At 61.0% G+C, this 24,185-nt stretch carries 22 protein-coding genes, 2 tRNA genes and 1 other RNA gene; 3 read left to right on the forward strand and 22 right to left on the reverse strand.

Going from position 1 to position 24,185, the window contains the following annotated elements; genetic code table 11:
• Window positions 1–65: 65 nt before the first annotated feature.
• The 16 genes from DW171_RS05515 to glp form a co-directional block, all read right to left on the reverse strand.
• Window positions 66–902, reverse strand: a complete 837-nt coding sequence (locus DW171_RS05515; protein ID WP_118270682.1) for a formate/nitrite transporter family protein — start codon at window positions 900–902, stop codon at window positions 66–68.
• A 323-nt stretch (window positions 903–1,225) separates the two neighbouring features.
• Window positions 1,226–1,299: transfer RNA gene (locus tag DW171_RS05520), tRNA-Gly, on the reverse strand.
• Between the two features lie 6 nt (window positions 1,300–1,305).
• Window positions 1,306–1,382 (reverse strand) — tRNA-Pro (locus DW171_RS05525).
• Between the two features lie 91 nt (window positions 1,383–1,473).
• The gene (brnQ, locus tag DW171_RS05530) at window positions 1,474–2,832 is read right to left on the reverse strand and encodes a branched-chain amino acid transport system II carrier protein (RefSeq protein ID WP_117629431.1); all 1,359 of its coding nucleotides are present in this window, start codon (window positions 2,830–2,832) and stop codon (window positions 1,474–1,476) included.
• Between the two features lie 66 nt (window positions 2,833–2,898).
• Window positions 2,899–4,038, reverse strand: coding sequence for an aminotransferase class V-fold PLP-dependent enzyme (locus DW171_RS05535; RefSeq protein ID WP_117855001.1), 1,140 nt, complete (start codon window positions 4,036–4,038; stop codon window positions 2,899–2,901).
• Entirely contained in the window at window positions 4,035–4,286 is a 252-nt protein-coding gene (locus tag DW171_RS05540) for a DUF3343 domain-containing protein (protein WP_117629429.1), read from the reverse strand. Before DW171_RS05540 ends, DW171_RS05535 begins: the two co-directional genes overlap by 4 nt.
• Before the next feature lie 18 nt (window positions 4,287–4,304).
• On the reverse strand, window positions 4,305–4,931 hold the full coding sequence (gene yedF / locus DW171_RS05545) for a sulfurtransferase-like selenium metabolism protein YedF (RefSeq protein WP_117855000.1): 627 nt from the start codon (window positions 4,929–4,931) through the stop codon (window positions 4,305–4,307).
• Window positions 4,932–4,990: 59 nt separating this feature from the next.
• Window positions 4,991–6,040 (reverse strand): selenide, water dikinase SelD, encoded by a 1,050-nt coding sequence (selD, locus tag DW171_RS05550; RefSeq protein WP_117854998.1) that lies wholly within the window; start codon window positions 6,038–6,040, stop codon window positions 4,991–4,993.
• A gap of 70 nt (window positions 6,041–6,110) precedes the next feature.
• On the reverse strand, window positions 6,111–6,875 hold the full coding sequence (locus tag DW171_RS05555; protein WP_117639211.1) for an acyl-CoA dehydratase activase: 765 nt from the start codon (window positions 6,873–6,875) through the stop codon (window positions 6,111–6,113).
• 154 nt (window positions 6,876–7,029) lie between these two features.
• A complete protein-coding gene (locus DW171_RS05560; protein ID WP_117637557.1) occupies window positions 7,030–8,193 on the reverse strand; it encodes a double-cubane-cluster-containing anaerobic reductase in 1,164 nt (387 codons plus the stop codon).
• Between the two features lie 150 nt (window positions 8,194–8,343).
• Window positions 8,344–9,627, reverse strand: coding sequence for a double-cubane-cluster-containing anaerobic reductase (locus DW171_RS05565; protein WP_117786471.1), 1,284 nt, complete (start codon window positions 9,625–9,627; stop codon window positions 8,344–8,346).
• Between the two features lie 431 nt (window positions 9,628–10,058).
• The gene (locus DW171_RS05570) at window positions 10,059–11,129 is read right to left on the reverse strand and encodes a sulfate/molybdate ABC transporter ATP-binding protein (protein WP_117786470.1); all 1,071 of its coding nucleotides are present in this window, start codon (window positions 11,127–11,129) and stop codon (window positions 10,059–10,061) included.
• A 3-nt stretch (window positions 11,130–11,132) separates the two neighbouring features.
• Entirely contained in the window at window positions 11,133–12,575 is a 1,443-nt protein-coding gene (gene modB / locus DW171_RS05575) for a molybdate ABC transporter permease subunit (protein ID WP_233539111.1), read from the reverse strand.
• A gap of 68 nt (window positions 12,576–12,643) precedes the next feature.
• Complete coding sequence (gene modA, locus DW171_RS05580; RefSeq protein ID WP_117786468.1) at window positions 12,644–13,516, reverse strand: molybdate ABC transporter substrate-binding protein; 873 nt, start codon at window positions 13,514–13,516, stop codon at window positions 12,644–12,646.
• Between the two features lie 204 nt (window positions 13,517–13,720).
• Entirely contained in the window at window positions 13,721–14,200 is a 480-nt protein-coding gene (locus DW171_RS05585; RefSeq protein WP_117786467.1) for a molybdenum cofactor biosynthesis protein B, read from the reverse strand.
• Window positions 14,201–14,210: 10 nt separating this feature from the next.
• Entirely contained in the window at window positions 14,211–15,473 is a 1,263-nt protein-coding gene (glp, locus tag DW171_RS05590) for a gephyrin-like molybdotransferase Glp (RefSeq protein WP_117786466.1), read from the reverse strand.
• Between the two features lie 211 nt (window positions 15,474–15,684).
• Here glp and DW171_RS05595 point away from each other — a divergent pair, with 211 nt between their 5' ends.
• Together DW171_RS05595 and DW171_RS05600 are read left to right on the forward strand one after the other, a co-directional pair.
• Window positions 15,685–17,106, forward strand: a complete 1,422-nt coding sequence (locus DW171_RS05595) for a chloride channel protein (RefSeq protein ID WP_199575590.1) — start codon at window positions 15,685–15,687, stop codon at window positions 17,104–17,106.
• A gap of 86 nt (window positions 17,107–17,192) precedes the next feature.
• Window positions 17,193–18,155 carry a diacylglycerol kinase family protein gene (locus DW171_RS05600; RefSeq protein WP_118270678.1) on the forward strand — a complete coding sequence of 321 codons (963 nt, stop codon included), beginning with the start codon at window positions 17,193–17,195 and terminating at the stop codon, window positions 18,153–18,155.
• Between the two features lie 21 nt (window positions 18,156–18,176).
• Here DW171_RS05600 and DW171_RS05605 read toward each other — a convergent pair whose 3' ends face one another.
• From DW171_RS05605 to DW171_RS05620, 4 genes are all read right to left on the reverse strand, one after another.
• Window positions 18,177–18,557, reverse strand: coding sequence for a peptide chain release factor-like protein (locus DW171_RS05605; protein ID WP_369832466.1), 381 nt, complete (start codon window positions 18,555–18,557; stop codon window positions 18,177–18,179).
• Between the two features lie 83 nt (window positions 18,558–18,640).
• On the reverse strand, window positions 18,641–19,219 hold the full coding sequence (locus DW171_RS05610; RefSeq protein WP_117629416.1) for a xanthine phosphoribosyltransferase: 579 nt from the start codon (window positions 19,217–19,219) through the stop codon (window positions 18,641–18,643).
• Window positions 19,220–19,376: 157 nt separating this feature from the next.
• Window positions 19,377–20,681: an MFS transporter gene (locus DW171_RS05615; protein ID WP_117786463.1), complete on the reverse strand. Its 1,305-nt coding sequence runs from the start codon at window positions 20,679–20,681 to the stop codon at window positions 19,377–19,379.
• 141 nt (window positions 20,682–20,822) lie between these two features.
• A complete protein-coding gene (locus DW171_RS05620) occupies window positions 20,823–22,106 on the reverse strand; it encodes an O-acetylhomoserine aminocarboxypropyltransferase/cysteine synthase family protein (RefSeq protein WP_117786462.1) in 1,284 nt (427 codons plus the stop codon).
• Window positions 22,107–22,335: 229 nt separating this feature from the next.
• On the opposite strand from DW171_RS05620, the gene DW171_RS05625 reads away from it, so the two are divergent.
• Entirely contained in the window at window positions 22,336–22,782 is a 447-nt protein-coding gene (locus DW171_RS05625; RefSeq protein WP_117786461.1) for a C-GCAxxG-C-C family protein, read from the forward strand.
• A 67-nt stretch (window positions 22,783–22,849) separates the two neighbouring features.
• Here the strand turns inward: DW171_RS05625 and DW171_RS05630 are convergent, their stop codons facing one another.
• Together DW171_RS05630 and rnpB are read right to left on the reverse strand one after the other, a co-directional pair.
• Window positions 22,850–23,488, reverse strand: a complete 639-nt coding sequence (locus DW171_RS05630; protein ID WP_118270679.1) for a YigZ family protein — start codon at window positions 23,486–23,488, stop codon at window positions 22,850–22,852.
• A 213-nt stretch (window positions 23,489–23,701) separates the two neighbouring features.
• An RNA gene (gene rnpB, locus DW171_RS05635) (RNase P RNA component class A) lies at window positions 23,702–24,063 on the reverse strand.
• Between the last annotated feature and the right edge of the window lie 122 nt (window positions 24,064–24,185).

Consider the following 24,185-nt stretch of genomic DNA (forward strand, 5'->3'; position numbering starts at 1 on the left):
AGCGCCTCGTCCAAAACCTGCCAAAATAAACCTGTCCCTTTTTGGTCGGTTATGGGTTGGGTCCTTTAGGACTCTTTGTTGGCGTAGATAAACCAGTAGCCCAGCGCCACGATCAGGGCGCCACCTACGATATTGCCCAGCGTGGCGACCGAAAGGTTGAGCGCCAACCCGGCGGCGTTGAGGGCATCGGCGCCGGCGACATCGGCTCCATAGCCGCACGCGTGCATCACGGCACCCATGGGCAAAAAGTACATGTTGGCAACGCAGTGCTCAAAACCGCATGACACAAAGGCGGCGATAGGCAGCAGAATACCCACGACTTTATCGACCACGGTCTTGCCGGCGGTACCGATCCATACAGCCAGGCACACAAAGATGTTGCACAGAATGCCGCGGAAGAAGATGGTGACGGCGTCAATCGAAACCTTACCGGCGGCGACACTCACCATGGTGTTGGCAACGGCCTCGCCGTTGAGCTTATAAATAGCTGCCATGTAAACCAAAAAGACAACGAACAGCGCGCCGGCAAAGTTGCCGATCCACACAACGACCCAAGCCTTGAGCATCTGGACGAGCGTGATCTTTTTGCTCTTGAGCGCGCAGACCATAAGCGAGTTGCCGGTAAACAGTTCCGCGCCGCAAATGAGCACGAGCACCAGTCCCAGGCAAAAGCACAGGCCGCCCACAAAGCGCTGAGCGCCCCAGCCAAGGGACGCATCGCTCAGAAAGACCGTGAAGAACAGACCGCCGAAGGCGATGAACGCGCCGGCGAACATGGCGAGCAAAAATGCCTTCGAGGCAGGCAGACTGGCCTTGGTAACGCCGGCGGCCTCGGTCTTGGTCTCGATTGCGGCAGGCGCCAGGCAGTCGGGGATGGGGTATTCTGCCTTACTCTGTGCCATGGCAATCACTACTTTCTTACGATGTGGGACAAACGCTCTTGGTTCATTTGCCCCGCGAGGTCGGACGGTATAAAAATAAACGCGAGCCAAATTAGCATATTGGCCTGCGATTATATAGCTTGGAGCGGGCGACGGGAAGTCCAAGGATTTGCTTCGCAAATCCTTGTTTCGCTGCGGGCCTTCGGCCCTTGCGTGCTGCGCTGGAAAATGCTCACGCATTTTCTCAGCTCCGCACCCTGACGGGTTCGATTCCCGTCGCCCGGCGCGTAAACGAAAACAGCTCTGATTCCCAAAGGAAACCAAAGCCGTTAAAACAATTCTTATGGAGCGGGCGACGGGAATCGAACCCGCGTCATCAGCTTGGAAGGCTGGGGTTCTACCATTGAACTACGCCCGCAAGATATGGTCGGGACGACAGGATTTGAACCTGCGACATCCTGCTCCCAAAGCAGGCGCGCTACCAAACTGCGCCACGTCCCGAAGGTGTTGAGCAGCTAAGGTCTAAACCTTGCGTGTCCCAAAGCGAAGGAAATTATAGGGGAGACTCCCCGCCTGCGCAAGCGACGATACCCTAGCTCCTCGAATGTGCGACAAACCGGCTGTGGAGCAGGCCAATCACAAACGCCACCACGGCAACCGGCGCCCATGCGGCTCCAATGTCGGCCAGCGGCAGCGCATCGAACGGCAGCCACACGCCTGCAAAGAACGCGTCGCGGATCGAGGTGATCACGCTCTGCACCGCGACAACGCCGCCGACCCAGACCCACACCTGCGGATGCGCGTCGCAAAAACCGTGCACTAGGCCCATAAGCACCAGAACAATTGCAACAGGGTACAGGGCGTTGAGCATGGGCACCGAGAACATGAGGATCACGTCGAGGCCCACGTTTGAGAGCACGCACGAAAACGCCGCGAACACAAAGGCGAGTATCGCAAAGGGACGGCGCATGGCCTCCTCGGAAGCCTCTGCTCCCCCTTCGACCACATACGTCTCGCAGAAGTAACGCGAGCAGCAGCTGATGAGGCCGATGCATACGTTCATGCAGGCGAGGAAGAAGATCGCAAAGACCACGACCGTGCCGGCAAGGCCAAAGTGCATGGAGGCCGAGCGGGCGAGGATGGCGGCTCCGTTGGTGGCATCGGGCATCACGGTGCTCAGCTGCGTGCCGGCAAGCGCCAGACCGCAGTAGATGATGGCCATGAGCACACCAGCGATCACGCCGGAGCGCGAAATCTCGAAGGCCACGCGCTTGTCGTCGGTAACGCCCAGCTCGTGGATGGTCTCGGCGATGATGATGCCAAAGGCGAGCGACGCGAGCAGGTCCATGGTCTGATAGCCGGTCAAAAAGCCCTGCACGGCGGCACCGGCATCGTAAGGAGCCTGCGGCGCGGCAGCGGAACCCAGCGGCGAGACCACGGCGGCGCCCACGACCAATACGATAAGGGCGATGAGCGCGGGGCCCGTAATGCGGCCGAGCACGCGCGTAATGACACCCGGGCGCAGCGTGAGCACAAAGGCGACGGCAAAGAAGGCGACGGCAAACACCAGGCGGGCCGTGCCGAGCGAGACACCCTCGGGCAGCAGCGGCACCAGCATCTCGAAGGCCGTGGAGCTCGTGCGCGGAATGGCCAGACACGGACCGATAGCCAGATACACCGCCGCGACAAAAAACTCGCCAAACTTGGGGTGCACACGACCGGCAAGCTCGCGCGCCGTTCCGGCAAGTGCCACGGCGATAAAGCCCATGACGGGAAGGCCGATGGCGGCAATCAGAAAGCCGAGCATGGCGAGCGGCGTGGCAGAGCCCGCCTGCAGCGCCAGCAGCGGCGGAATAATGAGGTTGCCGGCGCCAAAGAGCATCGAGAACAGGGCGATGCCGACGGTGAGGACATGGTCGGAGCGCAGACCGCGCGGGGCGGATGATGCCATAGGACCACCTTTCGGGTCGAAACAAAACGGGACGGGCAAAAGACCCGTCCCGCAAGTATATACGCTTTAGCAGGCTAAATCGTGCAGAGCGTCAATCGCGGTGTCGACTTCCTCGTCCGTGTTGAAATACCCAAACGAGAAGCGAACGACACCCTGGCGCTCGGTCCCCAGTGCGCGGTGCATGAGCGGAGCGCAGTGGGCGCCGGGGCGCGTCGCAATCCCCCACCCTTGCATGAGCGCGTCCGAGACCTCGGCCGAATCGATATCGCCCACGTTAAGCGAAACGATCGCCGAGCGCACGGGCTGGTCAAACGCACCGTAGAGCGCAATGCCGGGAATGTCGCGAACGCCGGCGAGGAAGCGCTCGGCAAGCGCACGTTCGCGTGCCGCAATCGCCTCTACCCCGCCCTGGGCCTCGATAACGTCGAGGCCGGCGGAAAGGCCGGCGATACCGTGACCGTTGAGCGTGCCCGCCTCAAGACGCGTGGGCCACTCTTGCGGCTGCAGCGCATCGAAGCTGCGCACGCCCGTGCCACCCATGGCCCAAGGAGCCACGTCAATGCCTTCCGCCACGGCTAGGCCACCGGTCCCCTGCGGGCCCATGAGCCCCTTGTGGCCGGTAAAGCACACCACGTCGAGCCCCATGACCTGCATATCGATATGCGCCGTGCCGGCAGACTGCGAGGCATCGACGATCACAAGCGCGCCGGCCGCATGGGCCATGGCAGCCACGCGTGCAATGTCGACCGCGTTGCCGGTCACATTGGAGGCGTGTGTCACCACCACGGCACGCGTGCCCGGCGTGACCAGCTGCTCGAGCTCGTCGTAGTCGAGCACGCCGTTCGCGTCGCAGCCCGCATGCTCAACAGTCACGCCCTGCTCTGCCGCCAGGCGGTTGAGCGGACGCAGCACGGAGTTGTGTTCGAGCACCGTCGTGACCACACGATCGCCGGGGCGCACCACGCCGTTGATGGCGGTGTTGAGCGCCGCCGTGGAGTTGGGCGTAAAACAAATATGGTCCACCCGCGGGCAGCCCAGCAAGCGCGCAAGCTTGGTGCGGCAGCTGTGGATGGTGCGCGCCGCGTCGAGCGCACCCGACGTGGCGCCTCGCCCAGCATTGCCGAGCGAGCACATCGCCTGCACCACGGCATCGATGACCGCCTGAGGTTTGTGCATGGTCGTCGCCGCGTTATCCAGGTAGATCATCGCACGACCTCCCACATATCGATCACAGTAAAGCCCTCGGTGGGAACGTCCGCCGCGGCAAGCTCGCTTCGCAGCAGTGGTTCATTTTCAGGCAGGGCTTTCCATGCCAGGCCGCAGCCGGCAGCAACCTCTCCGGGTACGGGAATCGTTCGCCCGGGAAGGCCACGCTCACGGCACAGAGACTCGCAGCCCATGGCGGCCGCCGTGGTGGGAAACGTGATGACAAGCGCCGGGCGCTTTTCTCTCATGGCAATCCCACCCAGGCGCTACGGACGCACGACGCGGCCGGCCTGCTCCATCTTTTCGACGATCACGTACATGTTCGTGACATCGCCCACGGCAAGCTGGTCCTTAATGCCAAAGTGGTCGAGGCAGGTGCCGCAGGTAAGGATCTCGACACCCTGCTCGGCCAGGCCCTTGAGGTCGTCAAGCACCGGCGACCCCTCGACGGTGAGTTTGGCGCCGCCGTTGTAGAAGAGCATCGTGGCGGGCAGCTCCTCCTGCTGCGTCACGGCAAAGATAAAGGCCTTCATGAGCTTGTGGCCCAGCTCATCGTCGCCGCGACCCATGCAATCGGTGTAGACGGCCACGACCAGCTTGCCCTTGCCGGCGCTGGCGTCGCAGAAAGCGGCGCCGTCCTGCTCAGGATCGGCCACGGCAACGGCGCCGGCGGCCGCCACGATCACGTGCCACTCGGCATCGGCGACCTTCTCGACCGAGGCCGTGCAGCCCTTTTCCTGTGCCATCTTGGAGATGTTCTTGACGGCCGTCTCGTTGTCGACCGAGGTCACCACAGCACCCTCGCCATCAAGCTGCTTCAGAGCTTTGAGCGTCTTGACGACGGGCAGCGGGCAGGCATCGCCCATGGCATTGACTTCAATTTTGGTAGACATAGCAAATCCTTTCAAAAGGGACCGCCCAGAACAGTAGACGGTCGCATAAACGGTTTTCCTTAATGCACAACGTGAACGGCAGGACCACCCGGCACCGCCTCGCACACGCGGCCGATTGTGGCGGCAACGCGACCTTCGGCATGCAGGCGGCGGGCGAGCTCATCCACATCGGCAGCAGGCGCTGCGATGAGCAGGCCGCCCGAGGTCTGCGGATCGTACAGCGCATCCAGCATTCCCGGCTCCAGGTCATCGTCGGCCGCCACGCGCGGGCCAAAGAAATCCTGGTTGCGGTAGGCGCCGGCAGGGATAATGCCCAGACGCGCCATATTGAGCACCTGGTCAAAGAGCGGCACCGCCCCCGACACAAGCTCAATCTGCACACCTGAGCCCTCGGCCATCTCGCACGCGTGCCCGATCAGGCCAAAGCCCGTGACATCGGTGCAGCCGTGAAGCTCGAGGCCCTCGGCCAGACGAATCGGGGCCTCGTTGAGGGTGCGCATCGAGTCGAACATGGCTGCGGCCTCGTCCTGCTCGATGAGCTCGCCCTTAATGGCCGTGGTGATGATGCCAGAGCCGATCGCCTTGGTCAGCAGCAGGACATCGCCAGCGCGCGCGCCGCTGTTGGCGAGCATGCGGTCGAGCGAGACAAAGCCGCTCACGGACAGGCCGTACTTGGGCTCGTCGTCGTTGATGGTATGGCCGCCCGCGATGGAGCAACCCGCCTCGACGCACTTATCGGCGCCACCCGCCAGAATCTCACCTGCGACCTCGACGCCCAGGCAACTGGGAATGCACAGCAGGTTCATGGCATGGCTCGGTCGTCCACCCATGGCATAAATGTCCGACAGCGAGTTGGCCGCCGCGATCTGACCAAACAGGAACGGGTCGTCGACCATCGGCGGGAAGAAGTCGACGGACTGCACGAGGCCCAGGTTTTCGCCAACACGAAAAACACTAGCATCGTCGGAGGTATCGAACCCCACGAGCAGGTTGTCGTTATGCACATTGGGTAAGTCGCCCAGGACCTGGGCGAGGGCTCCAGGAGCCAACTTAGCGGCTCAACCGCTCGCGGCAGTCATAGACGTGAGCTTAATCTGATCGTCAGCCATCGATACCTCCTCTCATCGGTCAATCATTTCCTCCCAGTATACGCATGAATGCAGGCCCACGGCCGATGCATTAATCGAGCGCCTGTGCGCGAATCGCCGCGCCGATGGCACCGGCAAAGCGAGCCTGGGGCGAGGTGGTCACCGGCGACCCCAGCAGCTCGCCCAACCGCTCCACCACGAAGGCGTTCTCGCACAGGCCACCGGTCAGGTAGTACGGGGCGCCCGCGGCCTGCCCGGCCATGGTCGCCACGCGCGAGACCACGCTGTCGATCACGCCACGTGCGATGTTCTCGCGCGGCTCACCGCGACCGATCAGGCTAATGACCTCACTTTCGGCAAACACCGTGCACATGCTGGAAATCTTGGTAGGCTCGCCGGAACGCGCCAGGTCGGCCATCTGCTGTTGAGAAATACCTAGGCGGTCGGCCATGATCTCCAAAAAGCGCCCCGTGCCGGCAGCGCACTTGTCGTTCATGGCAAACTTGGCCACGCGGCCATTTTTAAGCTGAATGACCTTGGTGTCCTGGCCGCCCACGTCAATCACCGTGCCGCGATCGCCAAACAGACGCACGGCACCGGCGCCGTGGCAGGTAATCTCGGTCACAACCTTGTGGGCGTATGGCACAGCCACGCGCCCGTAACCCGTGGCCACCACACGCGCAGAATCGGATGCAACGTCAAAGCCCGCCGCCGCGAGCGCCTCGCGCAACCTATCGGCGGCATCGACCGAGGAAAACCCGGTTGGCTGCACGCACGTCCACGCCACCGAACCCTCACCATCGACCACAGCAGCCTTAGCCGCCGTAGACCCGATATCGACCCCGATCCCTATCATGGCTCTCTCCTAATCCAAACATCAAAGACAGCGGCGCGTTCAGGCGCCTTAGCTCTAGGTTTCTCAGGTGCCGGAGGTTGCCCCGAAAGAGGAGCGCGGCGTACTTTGGTACGCAAGCGACGGTTTGAGGGGCAAGATCCGGTGCCTGAGGAAGCTAGAGGGTTTCGATGAAGGCGGCGATGCGGGTCTCGATCTGGCCCATGTCGCCGTTGCTGTAGTCGGTCTCGATCTTCATATACGGAATACCCGCACCCTCGACGGCCTCCTGCATGCGTGCACTCTCCACGTTAAAGGTGTGGCACGCCTGGAGCACGCTCTCCACTACGCCATCGACGTGATACTTCTCGCACATGGCCAGCGTGTTCTCCATACGACCGTCGTTGGGCGTCATAACCGAGCAGTTGATATCCAGGTAGCGGTCGGCGATCGCACGCAGGATGTCGGGCGCATCCGGGTCGACCATCATGGCCGCCGTGCGCTCACCCGAGCAGTCATCCATACACACGACCACGCCGCCGTTGGACTCGATGGTGCGACCGATCTTGTTGATTACGCCGCCCACCGGGCAACCGGTGATCAGGATGCGCTTGGCATCCGCCGCAACCGGGTGCTCGCCGGCCTCGTAGGCCTCGCGCAGGTTAGCGACCTTTTGCTCCAGCTGCTGCGTATAGGCCTCGATATCAAAGCTGAACGTACCGGCAAACATGGTGCTCATCAGATCGACGCCGCTCATGGCCGCCGGCTGGTTGGCCTGCAGCGCAAACATCTCGAGCTGGGCCGCACGCAGGCGATTGCGACGACGGGCAGCAGCGCGTAGGTCGCCGTCGGTAATCGTAATGTCGTAGAAGTTCTCGAGCTCCTCCTTGAGCAGACGGCACTCCTCGTACCAGCCCTCGCGCTCGTAGGCGCGGTCGCGGCCCTGCGGTAGGTGCAGAATGTGCGTGCGCTTGAGCTCGTTGAGCAGCTCGTACATCTTCTTCTTGCCGTCGCAGGTGGTCTCGCCGATGATCATGTCGCTAAAGTACGTAAACGGGCACTTTTGCGAATAGGCAAAACCATACGTCGACTTGATGAGCGGGCAGAGGTTTGCCGGCAGCACCTTCTCGGCCTCGGGAATCACCTCGTCGGACGTACCGCACAGAGCCACGCTCGAGGCGCCCGCGGCATCGATAATCTCGAGCGGCGTATAGCTGCACAAAAAGCCGACCAGGCGATTACCCGCCTGCTTGTAATCCTTAACGCGAATAAACGCCGCCTTGCGTTGTTCGTTAAACTCCTCAAACGTGCTGGGCAACGGCTGCTCAATATTTTCCGACATATAACTCCTAAACCTTTTAACCAACCAAGGAAGCGGCTTTCCCAGGTGCCCGAGGTTGCCGTGAAAGAGACGCGCCGCGTACTTTCGCACGCAAGCGACGGTTTGAACGGCAAGATCGGGTGCCTGGGAAAGCCGCCGGGACGGATAGCCCTAAATGGTTTCCAAGAAGGCCTCGATCCTGGTTTGCAGTTGGCCTGCATCCTCACCGGCGTAGTCGGTCGTGATGTGCATAAACGGAATGCCGGCTTCCTCGGCGGCCTTCTCCACGGCAAACGACTCCATCTCATAGAGCGTGCAGAACTGCAGGGCCACGTCGACGATGCCGTCGGCATGCAGGTCCTTGGCCATCTGGACAATGTCCTTCATACGCTGGTCGTTGGGCGTAAAGACGGCGCAGTTGATCTTAAAGTAGCGCTCGGCGATGGCATCGAGCATCTCGTCCACCGTCTCACCGGACTCGTCGACCAGGTCCTTGTAGTAGCGCGAGCCCGTGCAGGACTCCTCGCCTACCACAACGCCGCCGGCTTTCTCGATGAGGTTGAACAGCTTCCAGTTGGGCACGGCCATGGGCGTGCCGGTGTACAGGATGCGCTTGGTCCCCTTGGGCGCCACGCCCTCGCCAGCCTCGACACGCTGCTCGCACTCAGCCGCCATATCGTTGATGGCTCCGGTCAGACGCGGCGTGTCGTCCATAAAGGCGGCCTGAACGGTCAGTAGGCTGTCGAGACCGCTAATAGGTGCAGGGTCGGCAGCGCGCGTGGCAGCGAGGCGCTGCAGGGCGCGGCGCTTCTCATTGACGGCGTGGATGGCAGCCTTCAGACGCTCGGGCGTAATCTTGACGCCGCACTCTTCCTCGATCTTGGCGGCGAGTTTCTTGACCTCGGCCTTCCAGGTCACGAGCGTCGACTCGTCGTGCACGTTGGGAATATCCATGACGTACATGTTCTTTTGCGTTGCAAAGAACTCGTAGGCCTTCTTCTTGCCATCGCAGGTGTTCTCGCCTACCACTAGGTCACTCGACTCAATGTAGGGGCAGACCTCGCCCAGCTTAAAGCCGGCAAAGCTCTTGATAAGCGGACAGGTGTTGCGCGGCAGATGCTCCTCGACCTTGTCCGTTGCCCAATCGGCACCCGTGCACAGACCAACGGGAATGCCGTCACAGGCAAGCACGATCTCCTCGGGCACGTACACGCAGAACGAGCCCACGATTTTGGTGGCCTCGCCAGCCTCCTTCTTGTCGAGCATCTCCTTAATGCGGCCGCTATGGATGTTGGTGGCCACAAAGTCCAGGTAGGACGTGGACTTGGGGCGATTGTTCTGCGTCAGGAATATGTCGCCGTACATCTGGCCCACGGCACCCAGCAGCATATCGTGGTCGGCAAGATTCATGCCGAGGCTCTCCCACATCGGATGGAAATCGAATTCTTCAGCCATAACGGTTCCCCTCTCGAACCAAAAACGGATAACAGCGGTATCGATGCACGACGGACGGCGATTGCCCGACCGTGCTCAAACCCGGAATTTTGGGGAACCTGCTTTGCGGTCGATTATTTAGTTGTGCGTCGTCTCTCCCGGAGCCGTGAACATACCTGCTCATATGCGACTCCGAGCCATATAGAGGGCGCGCGCGGCAATGCGGCGAATATATGTCGTCTGCGGCATGTGCGCACCCTCCTTAACAAGTTGAAGTCAACTATATCAACGGTCATCGACCATGCGAACACCGTTGACATTCGTACGACAGCATCGTGTGCCGTCGTTTAATAAATAATTATCTTGATTGATAAGAATTTGTCATTCCTCATTCGGCGAACGGCAAAAACAAAGCCGCCGAGGCTTATATCCCCCGACGGCACTACCCGGCGCTATCGACAAACCAAATGGATCCTGCTGGCATCAAAATGCATGCGCAGCGTCTCGCCTGCTTGCGGCAGCTCGTCGACAGGCATGCCCACTTTGTTGACCTTCCACTGCAGGCGCGTCGGCGCATCGGCACGCGGCGCGTCCAGCAGCACCAGGCGCTCAAAACGCGAATCGCTCACTCGGGCCACGTGCAGGTCATAGCTGTTGCGACCCCGCTCGGCACGGTTGTCCACATGGAAGTAGCTCGCACGAATACCCAGGTACGCCACGTTATCGGGAACCTCACGGCCCACGTTGAAGGTCATGCCCCAGTCCAGGGCCTCAACTTCCTGAAGCCCGATCTTGCGCGCGCGGCTCGTATTCTTGCAGCCCGTCAGGCGCAGCGCAGCCAAGGATTGCGGCCGGCGGACCACGTCCTCGACGGAGCCGATCTCCTCCACATGTCCGTTATGCATCACGCAAATGCGCTCGCACAGGCGGCATGCCTCGTCAATATCGTGGCTCACGTAGAGCACGGTACGGTTACAGACGTCGAACAGGTCGAGCATGTTCTGCTCAAGCGCGCTCTTGAGATACGCGTCGAGCGCGCTCATGGGCTCATCGAACATAAAAATGCCCGGGTGTGCCGCCACCATGCGAGCAAGCGCCACACGCTGCTGCTGGCCGCCCGAGAGGCGCGCGGGATAACGGTCGGCAAAGTCGACCAGTCCAAAGATACCCAGGTAGCGCTCGGCAAGTCGTCTGCGCGCTGCGGCGTCGCCTGCACCCTCAACGCCGGCGCACACGTTATCGGCCACCGTCATATTAGGGAACAGCTGATAGTTTTGAAACATCAGGGCGCATTTTCGCTCCTGGGGCGAAAGGTTGATGCCCGTCGCAGAGTCAAAGAAGGTCACGCCGTTGACGACGATCTTGCCCTCGTCGGGCGTCTCCACGCCGGCAATACAGCGCAAGGTGCAGCTCTTGCCGCATCCGGAGGCGCCGAGCAGCGCCACACGCTCCTCGCCGGCATCGAGCTGCATGTCGAGCATAAACCCGGGATAGCGCTTTTTGATATCCAGGACAAGCGACATGGTCTATCGACCTCCCTTCGAGACGGCGTCATCGCGCATGAGCTCGGCCAGCGCCTCGCGATCGATACGCAGCGCATCGCCGCCCACTGGGTCGAGCGAATCGATCTGGCTACCCAGCTGCTTGGCCTGTTTGCGCTCTGCACGGGAGAGACCACGCTCGCGATACTTTTGCGAATGCGCCGTGTACATGTTGATGAACAGGATGACCAGGAAACTAAACACGATCACGACGACGACCCAAAAGAGGGCCACCGAGGTGTTGCCGCCCATCCACTCAAAGTAGATGGCGATAGGGATGGTCTGGGTAATGCCGGCGTAGTTGCCCGCAAGGAACAGGGTGCAACCAAACTCGCCCATCGCGCGGGCAAAGGCGAGCACCGTGCCGGCGGCAATCGAGGGCCAGCCAAGCGGCATCATAAGCTTGGTAAAGATGCGACGCTCGGACCATCCCAGGGTTCGCGCCGCATCGAGCATCTGCGTGTCAAGGCTCTCGAAGGCTCCGAGTGCCGTACGGTAGACCAGGGGAAACGACACCACCACGGCAGATATCACCGCCGCGGGCCACGTAAAGACGATCGAGATACTGTGTGCAATAAGCCACTGGCCAACCCCGGTTGAGCGGCCAAACAGCATGAGGAGCAGAAAGCCACACACCGTGGGAGGCAGCACCATCGGGATGGTAAAGACCGAGTCGAGTAGGCCCTTCACGCGGCTCGTCGTACCCATGGTCTTCCATGCGGCAAACAGGCCCAGCGCAAAGGAGATCAGCAGGGCAAGGCCGCTCGTTTTGATAGACACCCAAAACGGGCGATAGTCGATGTTGCCCAAAAAGGAGGCCAGAGAGGCCAAGGGCCCCTGCTCATCCCGCAACACGACAGACGATGCTTCTACCATTTGAGCGCTATCAAGCCAACGCGCGCCGCCCTTGGCATCACCCGAGGCTGACGCAATCACCACATAGCGGTCCCCATCCGCACCACGCACATCAAAGCCATAGGTATACCCGCCGGCATCAAACGTTGTTTCCGCCGTGACATACCAAGGAAGATCCACGTCCCCCAGCTGCGCACCTCCCATGCAGTTTGCGCTGTCGAGCTCACAGACGAGAGCCTTGAGACCCGATACGCACTCGTTGTCCTGCGGATCCAAACCATACTTCTCGACTGCCTTGGGCGATATCCACACCACAACGCGATCGGCAGCGGGCGCCACTACAAGGTCCACGTCCTCGTCAACGGGAAACCGATAGCCCTCAGGCTGGCCCTCCATGGCACGAGCGGTCCCCTTGGCCAACCGCTCAAAACCCTCGATCCCATAGGAAAGCCCATGAGCGGTCGCAGCAACCTGGGCCCCGTCCTCAGCGTCCCCAGCAAACGCAAGTCCCGGCACCCAGCAAAGCGCGAGGGTCAAAGCACAGACGACAAGCATGCGGAATCTATTAAGCACGAAAAGCTCCAAGCGAACACAAGGACGGAGTGAGACACAAAACGATGGAATTATCGCGCCAAGCCGCACTACTCGGAAAGCTCAAAGCCGTACTTAGCCCAAATCTTCTGAGCCTTCTTGTTGGTCAGACAGAAGTCGATAAATGCCTTGGCCTCGTCGGCGTGCTCGGAGCTCTCGGCAACGGCGCCCGGGTACACGATGGGCTTGTGCGAATCCTCGGGGCACACGAAGGCCTCCTCGATGCCGTCATAGCGGAAGATATCGGAGCTGTAGACAAAACCGGCCACGCAGTCGCCCGTAGACACATAGGCGGCGGCGGTACCAACTTTGTCGGCCAGTGCGACCTTGTCGGCGATCTCGGGTGCGTACTCGCCATCGTCACCCTCGGCACCGGTGTAGAGGCCCGCGGAGGCCAGTGCCTGATTGGCGTACTTGCCGGCAGGAACGGTCTTGGCGTCGCCGATGGCGATCTTGCCGTCCAGGCTCGCGATGTCGGCGATGGCCTCGACCTTGGTGTCGGAGCCCTCGGCGCGAATGACCACAAGATCGTTGACGAACATATCCTCACGCGTGTCGGCGTCGACGAGCTCGGCGGCCTCGGCGTCGTCCATGGTGCCCTTGGAGGCTGTGATGAGCACGTCGACCGTGGCGCCGGCGCGCATCTGCTCGACAAGGTCGCCGGACGCCTTAAACTGCGTGTCGGCAAAGGTGGTACCGGTCTGGTCGGTGTAGAGCTCCTGAACCTCGGGCAGAGCCTTCTCGAGCGAGTTGGCGGCAAAGACCTGCAGCTCGACAGCCTTCTTGGACGAAATCTTGGCGGAGCCGGCATCGGAACCGGTCGACTCAGGCTCCTTGTTGCCGGAGCAGCCGGCAAGGCCAAGGCCGGCAGCGGCGACAGCGGAGAGTGAGACGAATCCGCGGCGAGAAACCATATCGAACATGTTCAACCCTTTCGGACCTTGTGCCCGGGTACCCCACCGCAGGCTTTATTCTGTAATTAGATTATACTTTCGTGCGAATAATATCAGTGATAAAGATTTCTCGCCTGATAATTTTCTTTTACCAATAACCACGAGACGGCCCGCGCTGTCGATGCATAAAAAGGCGGAGCGACTCGCAAGGTCGCTCCGCCGCAGGTAGTGCGCTTATTTGGTGTGCCCGCCGCCCGCCGTCATCTGGGCCGCATGCTCCAGCTGGTCGCTCACGGCCTCCCAGCTTTCGCGGGCCGCTTTCGTGGATCCCGGAAAGTTGATGACAAGCGTATACCCACGCTGCATGCACACGGCGCGCGAGAGCATGGCGCGGCGCGTCTTGGTCATGGAGTACGCACGGATCGCCTCGGCAATACCCGGCACATCGCGATCGCAGACGGTACGCGTCGCCTCGGGCGTCACATCGCGCATCGAAAGCCCCGTGCCGCCGCAGGTGAGCACGACATTGGCGTGGCACTCATCGGCGGCTTCCACAATGGCATCACCGATCTCGCTGACGTCGTCGCGCACGACCACATGCGAGGCGACCGTCCATCCCTGCGCCTCGATAAGCTCCTCGAGTGCGGCACCCGCCTCGTCCTGGGCAAGGTCGCGCGTATCCGAGCACGTCACGATCGAAATCTTTAGCTCCATAACATTCCTCCTATAGCACCGTGCCCTCAGGCAGGTCGACTCGCACGACATCCACGACATCGCCCGCCTTGAGGTCGCACGGTCCTTCGTCAATACGCAGCAGGCAGTTAGCCCGCTGCATTGTGCCGAGCAGCGCCGAATTCTGTGTCTTGGCCTCGGTCACCAACAGCTCACCGGTCTCGGGGTCGCGCAAAACCGTGGCGCGATCGAAGAAGCGGCGATGCTGTCGCTTTTTCACGCCGTGCGTGAGCGTCGCCTGCTGCACGGGACGCACGCCCTCGGCAAAGCCGCGCATCTTGCGAATCGCCGGACGCGCAAGCATCTCAAAGCCTACATACGCCGCGGCCGGATTGCCTGAAAGTCCCAGGTAGGGCTTACCCCCAAGCAAGCCAAACGTGATGGCCTTGCCCGGACGCATCGAGATGCGATCGAACAGCACCTCACCCTCGCGCCGGACGAGCGCCGTCACGTAGTCGTAGTCGCCTGCCGAGGCGCCACCGCTCGTAATGACAAAATCGCACTCCTGCACGGCACGATGCACCAGCTCGGCAATCGCCTGCTCATCATCGGGCGCAATGCCGTAGAACACGGGCTCGGCTCCTGCATCGAGCGCTTCGGCCATCAACGCCGACGAATTGGAGTCGCGAATCTGCCCGCGCGCCGGCAGCTCACCCGGCGCGACCAGCTCCGTGCCCAGCGAGATAATGCCCACACGCGGCGCGGCATGCACCTTCACGCTCGCATAACCGGCGCTCGCCAACAAGCCGGCGCCCGCCGGAGCCACGACCTCGCCAGCGCGCATCACGACATCGCCGGCATGGGCCTCCTCGGCGGCAGAGCGAACGTTCTCCCCTACCTTGGCAGGCGCCGAGAAGCGAACGCGCGAGCCCTCGTTGCCGTCGCCATCGAGTACGTCGACGATCTCGTACTTCACCACGGCATCGGCACCTTCGGGTACCGGCGCGCCCGTCATGATGCGGACCGTCTCGCCCGCGCCGATTGTGTCCTCAAACACATGGCCCGCGGCCTCGTGTCCGATAACGTCGAGCGTCACCGGCGCCTCGTCAGACGCCTGCGCCAAGTCCGCCGAGCGCACGGCATATCCGTCCATAGCGCTGTTGGCAAACGGCGAGATGTCGATATCGGCCACCGCGTCCTCGGCCAAGGGAAGACCGGCGGCCTGCCACACGGGAATCTCGATGAGATCCGTCGGAGCAACGTGCGACAAAACAATCGATTGCGCATCCTCCAGCGGTATGAGTTTCTCTGCCATATGCACCTCTTAATGCCACGGCGCACAACAAGGGCGCCGATTCATTATGCTTGTCTCAGTATAATCCCCCCGACGCACGACCGTGACTCGGCCTGTACCCGCAAATACACCTGTCGGTTGCAGGCCGCGAAACAGAATGGAAACCAACCCACCGGCTCGTCGCGTTTACCGCGTTTTATAATGCTCGTGTTGCAACCCAAAAGAGGAACGTATGGCTCATAACGACAAACCCGAAAGCGCAAACGAAGCGCAGAATCATTCCCAGCCGCTCGACGACGGCGGATTTTTCTCCCTTAATGACGTCATCACGGCAGGCAGGCATCAACTTACCCGCTCCGAGCATCTCTTGGCTGCCGACACGCGCCGCAACGCCCGCAACCTACTAGCGAGCGCTAAGTTGCTCGTACTCGTCGTCATCGTCTCGCTCGCCATGGGCGTTGCCGCTTGGGCGTTTTTGGCCTCGTTGAATATCGCGACCGACTATCGCGAGCACCATGCGTGGATTTACGCGCTGCTTCCCGTTGTGGGCGTTGCCACCGCATGGGTGTACAAAAATCACGGTCTTGCCGCCAAACGCGGTAACAACCTGGTCATCGACTCCGCTCTGGGCACACGCCTCATCCATATGCGCATGGCCGTCCTCACCTTCGTCTGCTCCACGCTCACGCACCTAACGGGCGGATCGGCCGGTCGCGAGGGGGCCGCGGTGCAGATTGGCGGGACCATCGCCAGCAACATCTCGAGCCTCGCCCACCTCAAAAAACATGACCACCACGACCTCATGCTCGCCGGCATCTCGTCGGCCTTTGGCGCCGTATTCGGCTCGCCCCTTGCTGGAGCTTTCTTTGGCATGGAGATGTGCTTTATCGGCAAGATCGACTACACCGCGGGCATCTACTGCCTGGTCGCCTCGTTTACCGGCTACTTTACGTCACTTGCCTTGGGAACCGAGTACGAGGCGAATGTCATCGCCAGCGTTCCCAACATGACACCACGGACGGTTGTCATCGTTGTTATCAGCGCAATTATCTTCGGTCTGACGGCACGCCTCTTTGCCTGGTCGGTTCGAACCGTCAAAAGCCTTTACGGTCGCTTTATCACCAATTACCTTACTCGCGCACTCGTGGGCGCACTCGTGGTTTTGGCCGCCTATGCCCTCCTTGACGCCTGGGACTACGCCGGCCTTTCCACATGGCTTTCCGGCGCCGGATTTGCAGGCAACACCACCCTGGCGGACGCAGCCATCAAGTTGGTCGTCACAGCGCTTACCCTGGGCGCGGGCTTCCAAGGCGGCGAGGTCACGCCCCTGTTTGGCATCGGTGCGGCACTCGGTGGCTGGATCGGTTGCCTTACCGGGCTTGACCCCAGTTTTCTGGCGGCTCTCGGCATGCTCGGCGTGTTCTGCGCCGGCCTCAACGTGCCCATCACCACCTGCATGATGGCCATCGACCTGTTCCACGGCACGGCCGCCGGGTTCTTTGTCATCGTGGCCTTTATCAGCTACCTAACCGGCGGACACCGCGGCGTGTACCCCGCCCAGCGCATCATCTCACCCAAGCGCCGCTCGCTTATTGTGGATGAGGGAGGTACGGTAGCGGATGCTATCGAGCGCCACAACGACCTGATAGAGTAGATGTAATAATCGCCGTGCAGCCACAATCGGGGGTAATTCGACCTGAGCGCGACCGCACTATCATGTCACACGCCGGGAGTCGCCCCATGCACGCAACTGATTTTGGTCGCACGCTCATCATCGCCAACCCAGCCGCCCAGTCGGGCGCGGCACGCGAAGTTGCCGAGCGCCTGCAACGCTTTTTGGACATGACTGCACGCGCATCCCAGTTTGACCTGGTGCTGACCGAGCGTATGGGACACGCCAAGGAGCTGGCCGCGCAGGCTCAGGGCTATCGCACCGTTATCGCTCTTGGCGGCGACGGCGTGATTCACGAGGTCGTCAACGGGCTTATGACGCAAAAGCAGGACGCCCGCCCCGCTCTTGCCGTCCTGCCCGTGGGCTCCGGCAACGATTTTGCCCAGACGCTCGGTATCGACGATTTCTCCGGCAAGGATTTTGGCGCGCTGCTCACCTGCGAGCTGCAGCATCAGGACATCGGGCGCATTCGCTCGTGGAACCCTGCGAGCGGCAGCGGCGATGCTACCGTTGAGTACTACGACCAGACGCTTTCGGTCGGCATCGATGCCGCCATCGGCCTTGGCACCACCGAGCTGCGCAAAAAGACCGGCTTGACAGGCGCGCCGCTCTACACCCTCTCGGGACTTGAGCAGTTTGGCCTACGCTATCGCAACTATCCTATGACAGTCAGCTTTGACGGCGCGCCCACCGAGCGCGCGAGGGCAATCATCATGGCGATTCAGCTGGGGCCCACGTATGGCTCGGGTTATCGTATCTGCCCCGATGCCGATCCCTGCGATGGCATACTCGACGTCTGCTACGCCTGCGGTCCCGTCCCACGCGCGGTTGCCCTGCCCATGTTCCTTTCGGCCAAAGACGGCCACCATACCAAACTGCCGCCGATTCGCATGCGCCGCTGCCGCCATGCCGAGTTCACCTTTGAGGAGCCCGACTACCCCATTCAGGCCGACGGCGAGCCCATCGTCGCCTCGCGCATCGAAGTCGACATCCTACCCGGCGCCCTCCAAGTCTGGCACCCCACCCGCTAGCAAGACCAGCGAAACAATCGGCTACTCGTCGCTGCCCGGTTTGCGACGGTTAGCCTTTTTAATGGCGTTGAAGTGCTTATCATTGAGCCTGCGCTGGCGCGATCGCTGTGGCACTTTGGTCTTGACGCGACGGCGCGGCGGACGGCCACGACGCTCAAGCTCTGCCCTCAGCTTACGCAGACAACTCGCACGATTCTGAAACTGACTACGGCTCTCGCGCGCCGTCACGGTAATCCCCGAAGGGATATGTTTCATGCGCACCGCCGAGTCCGTCGTGTTCACACCCTGGCCACCCGGGCCCGTCGCACGAAACACCTGAACCTCGCAGTCGCGTGCCAACTCCTCGACTGACATCTCGGCATAGCGCGCATACTCGCGCCATCCCATCTTGTTCTCATCCATATCAACACCTCCCCTTATACAAAAAATGTGACAAAGGGAAAGTCCCTTTGTCACATCGCATACCAATCGCTTGTGTTACGCACTTAGGCGAAGGTAATCTCGCCGGTCTCGCAGTCCATATCGGCGATACGGGCCAGGCTCTCAACGCGGAAGCCGCGCTCGCGGAGCTTATCGCCACCGCCTTGGAAGCCCTTCTCCACCGCAATGCCAATGCCGGATACCTCGGCACCTGCAGCCTCGCAGATCTTGATAAGACCCTCGAGCGCGCAGCCGTTGGCCAAGAAGTCGTCGATGATCAGGACCTTGTCGCCCTCGGACAGGAAGCGCTTGCCAACGATGACCGGGTACTCCTTCTGCTTGGTAAAGGAGTAGATGGTCGTGGCGTACTGCTCGCCGTCGAGGTTGATGGACTGTGCCTTCTTGGCAAAGACCACCGGCACGCCGCCAAAATGCTGAGCCGCGATGCAAGCCATACCAATGCCCGAAGCCTCAATCGTCAGGATCTTGTTGATCTCGACATCCTTGAACAGACGGGCCCACTCAGCGCCCATGTGATCGAACAGCTCAACGTCGCACTGGTGGTTGAGGAAGGCATCAACCTTAAGGACGTTACCGGCCTTTACGATGCCGTCATGGCGAATACGATCCTCAAGCTCCTGCATGGCGCAACCCCTTCTCGCGGCAACGATACCGCGCGATTAATAAACGTTGTTCGATAGTCTACCACGGACCGACCCCCGCCCGTCCCACAAGCCGCATCGCACCACAAACCAGTTTTTTGAGACGGCGCGAATACGTGGCAGGCAGCCTCCCAACACGCTAATGGCGGGCGCGCATCCTCACCAAACGAACCATCGAGAGGACAAAGCCCACGGCTGCCACGGCCATCAACACATAGAACACCGAACGAAAACCAAACAGGAACACATCCGGACGGCCTGCAACAAAACTGGTCACGGCCTCGCCCATCGCCACGCTCATCTGCCCATACAGGATATTCGACGCCACCGTAATGCCCACTGCCATACCCGCATAGCGCGCCAGGCTACCCAGGCTGCCAGCAAAGCCGAGCGCTTCGCGCGGAGCCGAGCCCATGTACAGCGAGTTATTGGGGCTCTGAAAAATCGACGTTCCGCACGACATAAACGCGACACAGCACACGATCACAGGGATGGAAGAGTGCTCGTCGAGCGTGCTTACCGCAAAAAGACCGCACACGTACACACCCAGGCCCACCGCCGTGGGGCCCTCGCAGCCAACGCGGTCCGAAACCGTACCCGAAAGCGGGCCGATAAAGGCATTCACCATCGGCAGCGCCAAAAAGAGCAATCCGGAAATGTCGGAACCAAAGCCGTGGGCGTCCTGAAAATAGAACGGCAGGATAAACTCGGATGCACCGATACCAACGAACACGATGAGCATGCAGGCAAGGTTGATGGTGAAGGCCGAATTTGCAAAGCAGCGACGCGCAGCCTCCGAAAGGGGCATGGGACGCTCGCCCGCCTCGGGCTTAACATGCGGCAACGTGTAGAGCCCCACGATGAACGAGATAACGCCAATAGGCAGGTTGATGAGGAAGATGCTCTCCCAAGGAAAACTTGCCACCAGCATGCCTCCGAGCACGGGGCCGCACATCATACCGAGGGCCACGAAGGTCGCGAGAATGCCCATGGCACGACCGCGCTCGCGCGCCGGAAACGACTCGGTGATGATGCCCATATTGTTTGCCATGGCCGCCGCGCAACCAACACCCTGAACAATGCGCGCCAGAATAAGAACCTCGAGCGAGGCCGACAGGCCACACAGCAGCGAGCCAACCGTAAAGACGATAACACCCAGCTGGAACACGCCCACCTTGCCGCGCACATCGCCCAAACGACCAAACGGCAGCATGGCCACGCACGTCGAAAGCAGATACACCGAGCTCACCAGCTGAATGCGATCGAGGCCCACACCCAGCTCCTTTTGCATCACGGGCAACGCCACGGTCACGACGGTCGAATCCAGACACGCCATAAACGTCATAATGAGCACCGTAAACAAGATTGCCCATTTGTTCTTGCCATGGGTGTCGCCCTCAAGGGCAATGCGCTCGCGGCGCAGCTGCTCTGCGGTTTTCTCCATATCCATCCTTTCGAGTGGCATAACGCAAAAACGGGGCCCCAATCGCCTATAGACAATCGCGATTGGGGTCCCGCCTACGGAATCGGAACTAAAGGTCGCCGAGACAATCTATCGGAATCAGCGCCTTGTACGAAAGCTAGCCTAGCACTGCTCGAGCGCCTGCTCAAGGTCGGCAATCAGATCGGCCGTGTCCTCGAGGCCGCACGATAGGCGCACCATGTCGGCCGAGATGCCGCAGGCGATGAGCTCCTCGTCGTTCATCTGGCGGTGCGTGGCGTTAGCAGGATGCAGGCAGCAGGTGCGGGCATCCGCGACATGCGTGGCGATCTGGGCGAGCTTAAGACTCTTCATAAAGGTCTCGGCCGCCGCGCGACCACCGTTAAAGCCAAAGCTCACGACGCCGCACGTACCGTTGGGCATGTACTTTTGAGCCATGTCATAGTACTTGTCGCCCTCCAGGCCCGGATAGCTCACAAAGCGCACCTTGGGATGGCTCTGCAGGAACTTGGCGACCGCCAGGCCGTTCTCGCAATGACGCGGCATGCGCACATGCAGGCTCTCGAGCGAGCTGTTCAGGAAAAATGCCGCCTGCGGGTTCTGCATGGGGCCAAGATCGCGCATGAGCTGTGCGGTGGCCTTGGTAATGAAGGCGCCCTCGCGGCCGAACTTCTCGGCATAGGTCACGCCGTGATAGCTCTCGTCGGGTGTGGTGAGACCCGGGAACTTGTCCGCATGGGCCATCCAGTCAAACTGGCCGTGGTCGACGATCACGCCGCCCAGGTAGGCCGCATGGCCATCCATATACTTGGTGGTGGAGTGCGTAACGATGTCGGCGCCCCACTCAAAGGGACGGCACATCACGGGCGTCGGGAAGGTGTTGTCGACCATCAGCGGCACACCGTGGTCATGCGCGGCCTTGGCAAAGCGCTCGATATCGAGCACGGCAAGGGCGGGGTTGGCGATGGTCTCACCAAAGACGAGCTTGGTGTTGGGCTCAAAGGCTGCCTCGAGCTCCTCATCGGTGCAGTCGGGGGCAACGAACGTGCAGGTAACGCCCATGCGGCCCATGGTGTGGGCGAGCAGGTTGTAGGTACCGCCGTAGATAGCGGAGCTTGCGACCACGTGATCGCCGGCACCGGCCACATTAAAGATCGCCAGGAAGTTCGCAGCCATGCCCGAGCTCGTGAGCATCGCCGCGGCACCGCCCTCCATCTCGCAGATCTTGGCGGCAACCAGGTCGCACGTGGGATTCTGCAGGCGGCTGTAGAAGTAGCCCGACTCCTCCAAGTCAAACAGCTTGCCCATATGCTCGGACGTGTCGTACTTCCACGTGGTGGACTGATAGATGGGCACCTGGCGCGGCTCCGCATCGCCCGGGCGATAACCGCCCTGAACACACGTGGTACCGATGGTCTGCTCACTCATATTTAGCTCCCTTGCCTGGGTTACATTTTTATTCGGTTCACGATACCGCTACCCCGCACCCCTCTCAACCCATCCTCAAGGTAGGTTATTGGACAGATACATCGGGCTCATTTGCCCCACACTTAGGTATTGGTACGACAATAACGGCGAGATATGCACAAAGCTCTCGATGAACGAATGCGTCGGCAAGGGTACCATAGGCGGGTACACCGCAACCAAGGAGACAACGATGAAGCACATCGATACGACCCAGCTCGACACCACCGATTGTCAGGCTCAGGCTGCCGAATACCACGCCCGTGGCTTTAACTGTGCCCAGGCCGTCGCCTGTACGCTCGCGCCAGCCGTCGGCCTCGATCCCCAGATTGCCTTTACTCTCACCGAGGGCTTTGGCGCCGGCATGGGCGGCATGACCGAAACCTGCGGCGCCATCTCGGGCGCCGTGGCCATCATGGGCTTCGTGATGAGCGACGGCATGGAAAACCCCAAGACCAAGGGCCAGACCTACAAGCTGTCGCGCGAGGTCGCCAAGCGTTTTGGCGAGAAGAACACGACGACCATCTGCGGCACGCTCAAGGGCATCGGATCGGATAAGGGACCGCTGCGCAGCTGCCCCGGCTGCATCGACGATGCGGTCGAGATCGCCTGCGATGTGCTAAAGCAGCTCGCCGAGTAAACGGCAGCGACATAAAACGACGGCCGGCGCGCTTGGGATCCATCCAAAAGCACGCCGGCCCTCGTCGTTAGAACTCGGCAAATTCGGGGGCGCCGACCTCAATCTGCTCGCGCCCCGCCATAAGCTCGCGCATCTTAGCGCAAAACGGTTCCTGCTCCCCCGCCTTAAACACCAAATGAATCGTCACAGCGTCCGCGTAATCGGTGTCCGAAACCTTGGCACCGCAATCCTGCGCCAAACGAAGCACCTGCTCATACTGCGGATAGGCCACATGCGCGTCAACGGGCACGACGCTCGTCATCTCGACGATCTGCCCGGCATCCTGAGCCGCGGCCACCGCCGCCTGCGTCGCCGCGGTATAGGCGCGTACCAAGCCTCCGGGCCCCAGCAGCGTGCCGCCAAAATAGCGCGTCACCACGCAACAAACATTTTTGAGTCCTACGCCGCGCAGCACCTCGAGCGTCGGCATGCCGCTCGTACGGCTCGGCTCACCGTCATCGCTCTGACGCTCGCGCCCATCGACCAAAATCCACGCGGGAACATTGTGCCGAGCATCGTAATGACGCTTGCGAACCATCTCGATAAAGGCATTTGCCTCATCTTCGGACTCAATATGGACCAGCTGGGCAATAAACCGGCTTTTGCGGTCCACAAACTCGCCCGAAACCTCAATATTCGATTGCAGAGTAAAATAGCTGACCAACAAAGACCCTCAACAAAATAAAGCGCAGCAACAAACAGCCTCAATAATACGATAACCCTAGTAAAAAGAATGACAACGCCGATGATTCCGTCAACGAAAGCGAGAACCCGTCAGCGCGAGCAAGGTGCCTTGAAAGCCGAGGGCATTGACCTTATGGTCATGCCCGAAGGCTTGAAAGGCAGATTGCCGCGCTGACGGGTTCGCAGCGTCAACAAAGTGCCGAGTGGGCCGATAAGCCGGGTTCTGTCGTGAACGGTCATTTATCTTGTCTGCACGTTACCGTGCAGCTCCACGCACGCTACCCGAACGCGGACCGGGCCGGCCCATAGCGTTCCTATTCGCGCTTGCTCCGGATGGGGCTTGCCAAGCCGCCATGTTGCCACGACGCTGGTGGTCTCTTACACCACCGTTTCAGCTTTTCCCTTTACGCCTTGCGGCGCAGGTGGGAGTCTTCTTTTCTGCGGCGCTTTCCGTCGGATCACTCCGCCCGGCCGTTAGCCGGCATCCCGCCCTCTGGAGCCCGGACTTTCCTCACGCGTACTGCAAGCAGCACATCGCGCGACCGTCTGGCCCACTCAGCAGTGCAAGAGTGTAACACACCGTTACCGCAGGCAATGGCACAACGCAAACGCTCGACACGATAAACCAAGAACCCTTGATTATCGACTTTATCCGAACACCTCCCACATTCATCCGCACA

Origin of the sequence: Collinsella sp. AM15-2 (assembly GCF_003471985.1) — a bacterium.
In the GTDB taxonomy this organism is placed as follows: domain Bacteria; phylum Actinomycetota; class Coriobacteriia; order Coriobacteriales; family Coriobacteriaceae; genus Collinsella.

Coding starts and splice junctions, on each gene's coding strand:
- DW171_RS05515 (WP_118270682.1), bottom strand. CDS start 902: ATGGCACAGAGTAAGGCAGAATACCCCATCCCCGACTGCCTGGCGCCT.
- brnQ (WP_117629431.1), bottom strand. CDS start 2,832: ATGGCATCATCCGCCCCGCGCGGTCTGCGCTCCGACCATGTCCTCACC.
- DW171_RS05535 (WP_117855001.1), bottom strand. CDS start 4,038: ATGATCTACCTGGATAACGCGGCGACGACCATGCACAAACCTCAGGCG.
- DW171_RS05540 (WP_117629429.1), bottom strand. CDS start 4,286: ATGAGAGAAAAGCGCCCGGCGCTTGTCATCACGTTTCCCACCACGGCG.
- yedF (WP_117855000.1), bottom strand. CDS start 4,931: ATGTCTACCAAAATTGAAGTCAATGCCATGGGCGATGCCTGCCCGCTG.
- DW171_RS05555 (WP_117639211.1), bottom strand. CDS start 6,875: ATGATAGGGATCGGGGTCGATATCGGGTCTACGGCGGCTAAGGCTGCT.
- DW171_RS05560 (WP_117637557.1), bottom strand. CDS start 8,193: ATGTCGGAAAATATTGAGCAGCCGTTGCCCAGCACGTTTGAGGAGTTT.
- DW171_RS05565 (WP_117786471.1), bottom strand. CDS start 9,627: ATGGCTGAAGAATTCGATTTCCATCCGATGTGGGAGAGCCTCGGCATG.
- DW171_RS05570 (WP_117786470.1), bottom strand. CDS start 11,129: ATGTCGCTTGTCCTGGATATCAAAAAGCGCTATCCCGGGTTTATGCTC.
- modA (WP_117786468.1), bottom strand. CDS start 13,516: ATGTTCGATATGGTTTCTCGCCGCGGATTCGTCTCACTCTCCGCTGTC.
- DW171_RS05585 (WP_117786467.1), bottom strand. CDS start 14,200: ATGGAGCTAAAGATTTCGATCGTGACGTGCTCGGATACGCGCGACCTT.
- glp (WP_117786466.1), bottom strand. CDS start 15,473: ATGGCAGAGAAACTCATACCGCTGGAGGATGCGCAATCGATTGTTTTG.
- DW171_RS05595 (WP_199575590.1), top strand. CDS start 15,685: ATGGCTCATAACGACAAACCCGAAAGCGCAAACGAAGCGCAGAATCAT.
- DW171_RS05600 (WP_118270678.1), top strand. CDS start 17,193: ATGCACGCAACTGATTTTGGTCGCACGCTCATCATCGCCAACCCAGCC.
- DW171_RS05605 (WP_369832466.1), bottom strand. CDS start 18,557: ATGGATGAGAACAAGATGGGATGGCGCGAGTATGCGCGCTATGCCGAG.
- DW171_RS05610 (WP_117629416.1), bottom strand. CDS start 19,219: ATGCAGGAGCTTGAGGATCGTATTCGCCATGACGGCATCGTAAAGGCC.
- DW171_RS05615 (WP_117786463.1), bottom strand. CDS start 20,681: ATGGAGAAAACCGCAGAGCAGCTGCGCCGCGAGCGCATTGCCCTTGAG.
- DW171_RS05620 (WP_117786462.1), bottom strand. CDS start 22,106: ATGAGTGAGCAGACCATCGGTACCACGTGTGTTCAGGGCGGTTATCGC.
- DW171_RS05625 (WP_117786461.1), top strand. CDS start 22,336: ATGAAGCACATCGATACGACCCAGCTCGACACCACCGATTGTCAGGCT.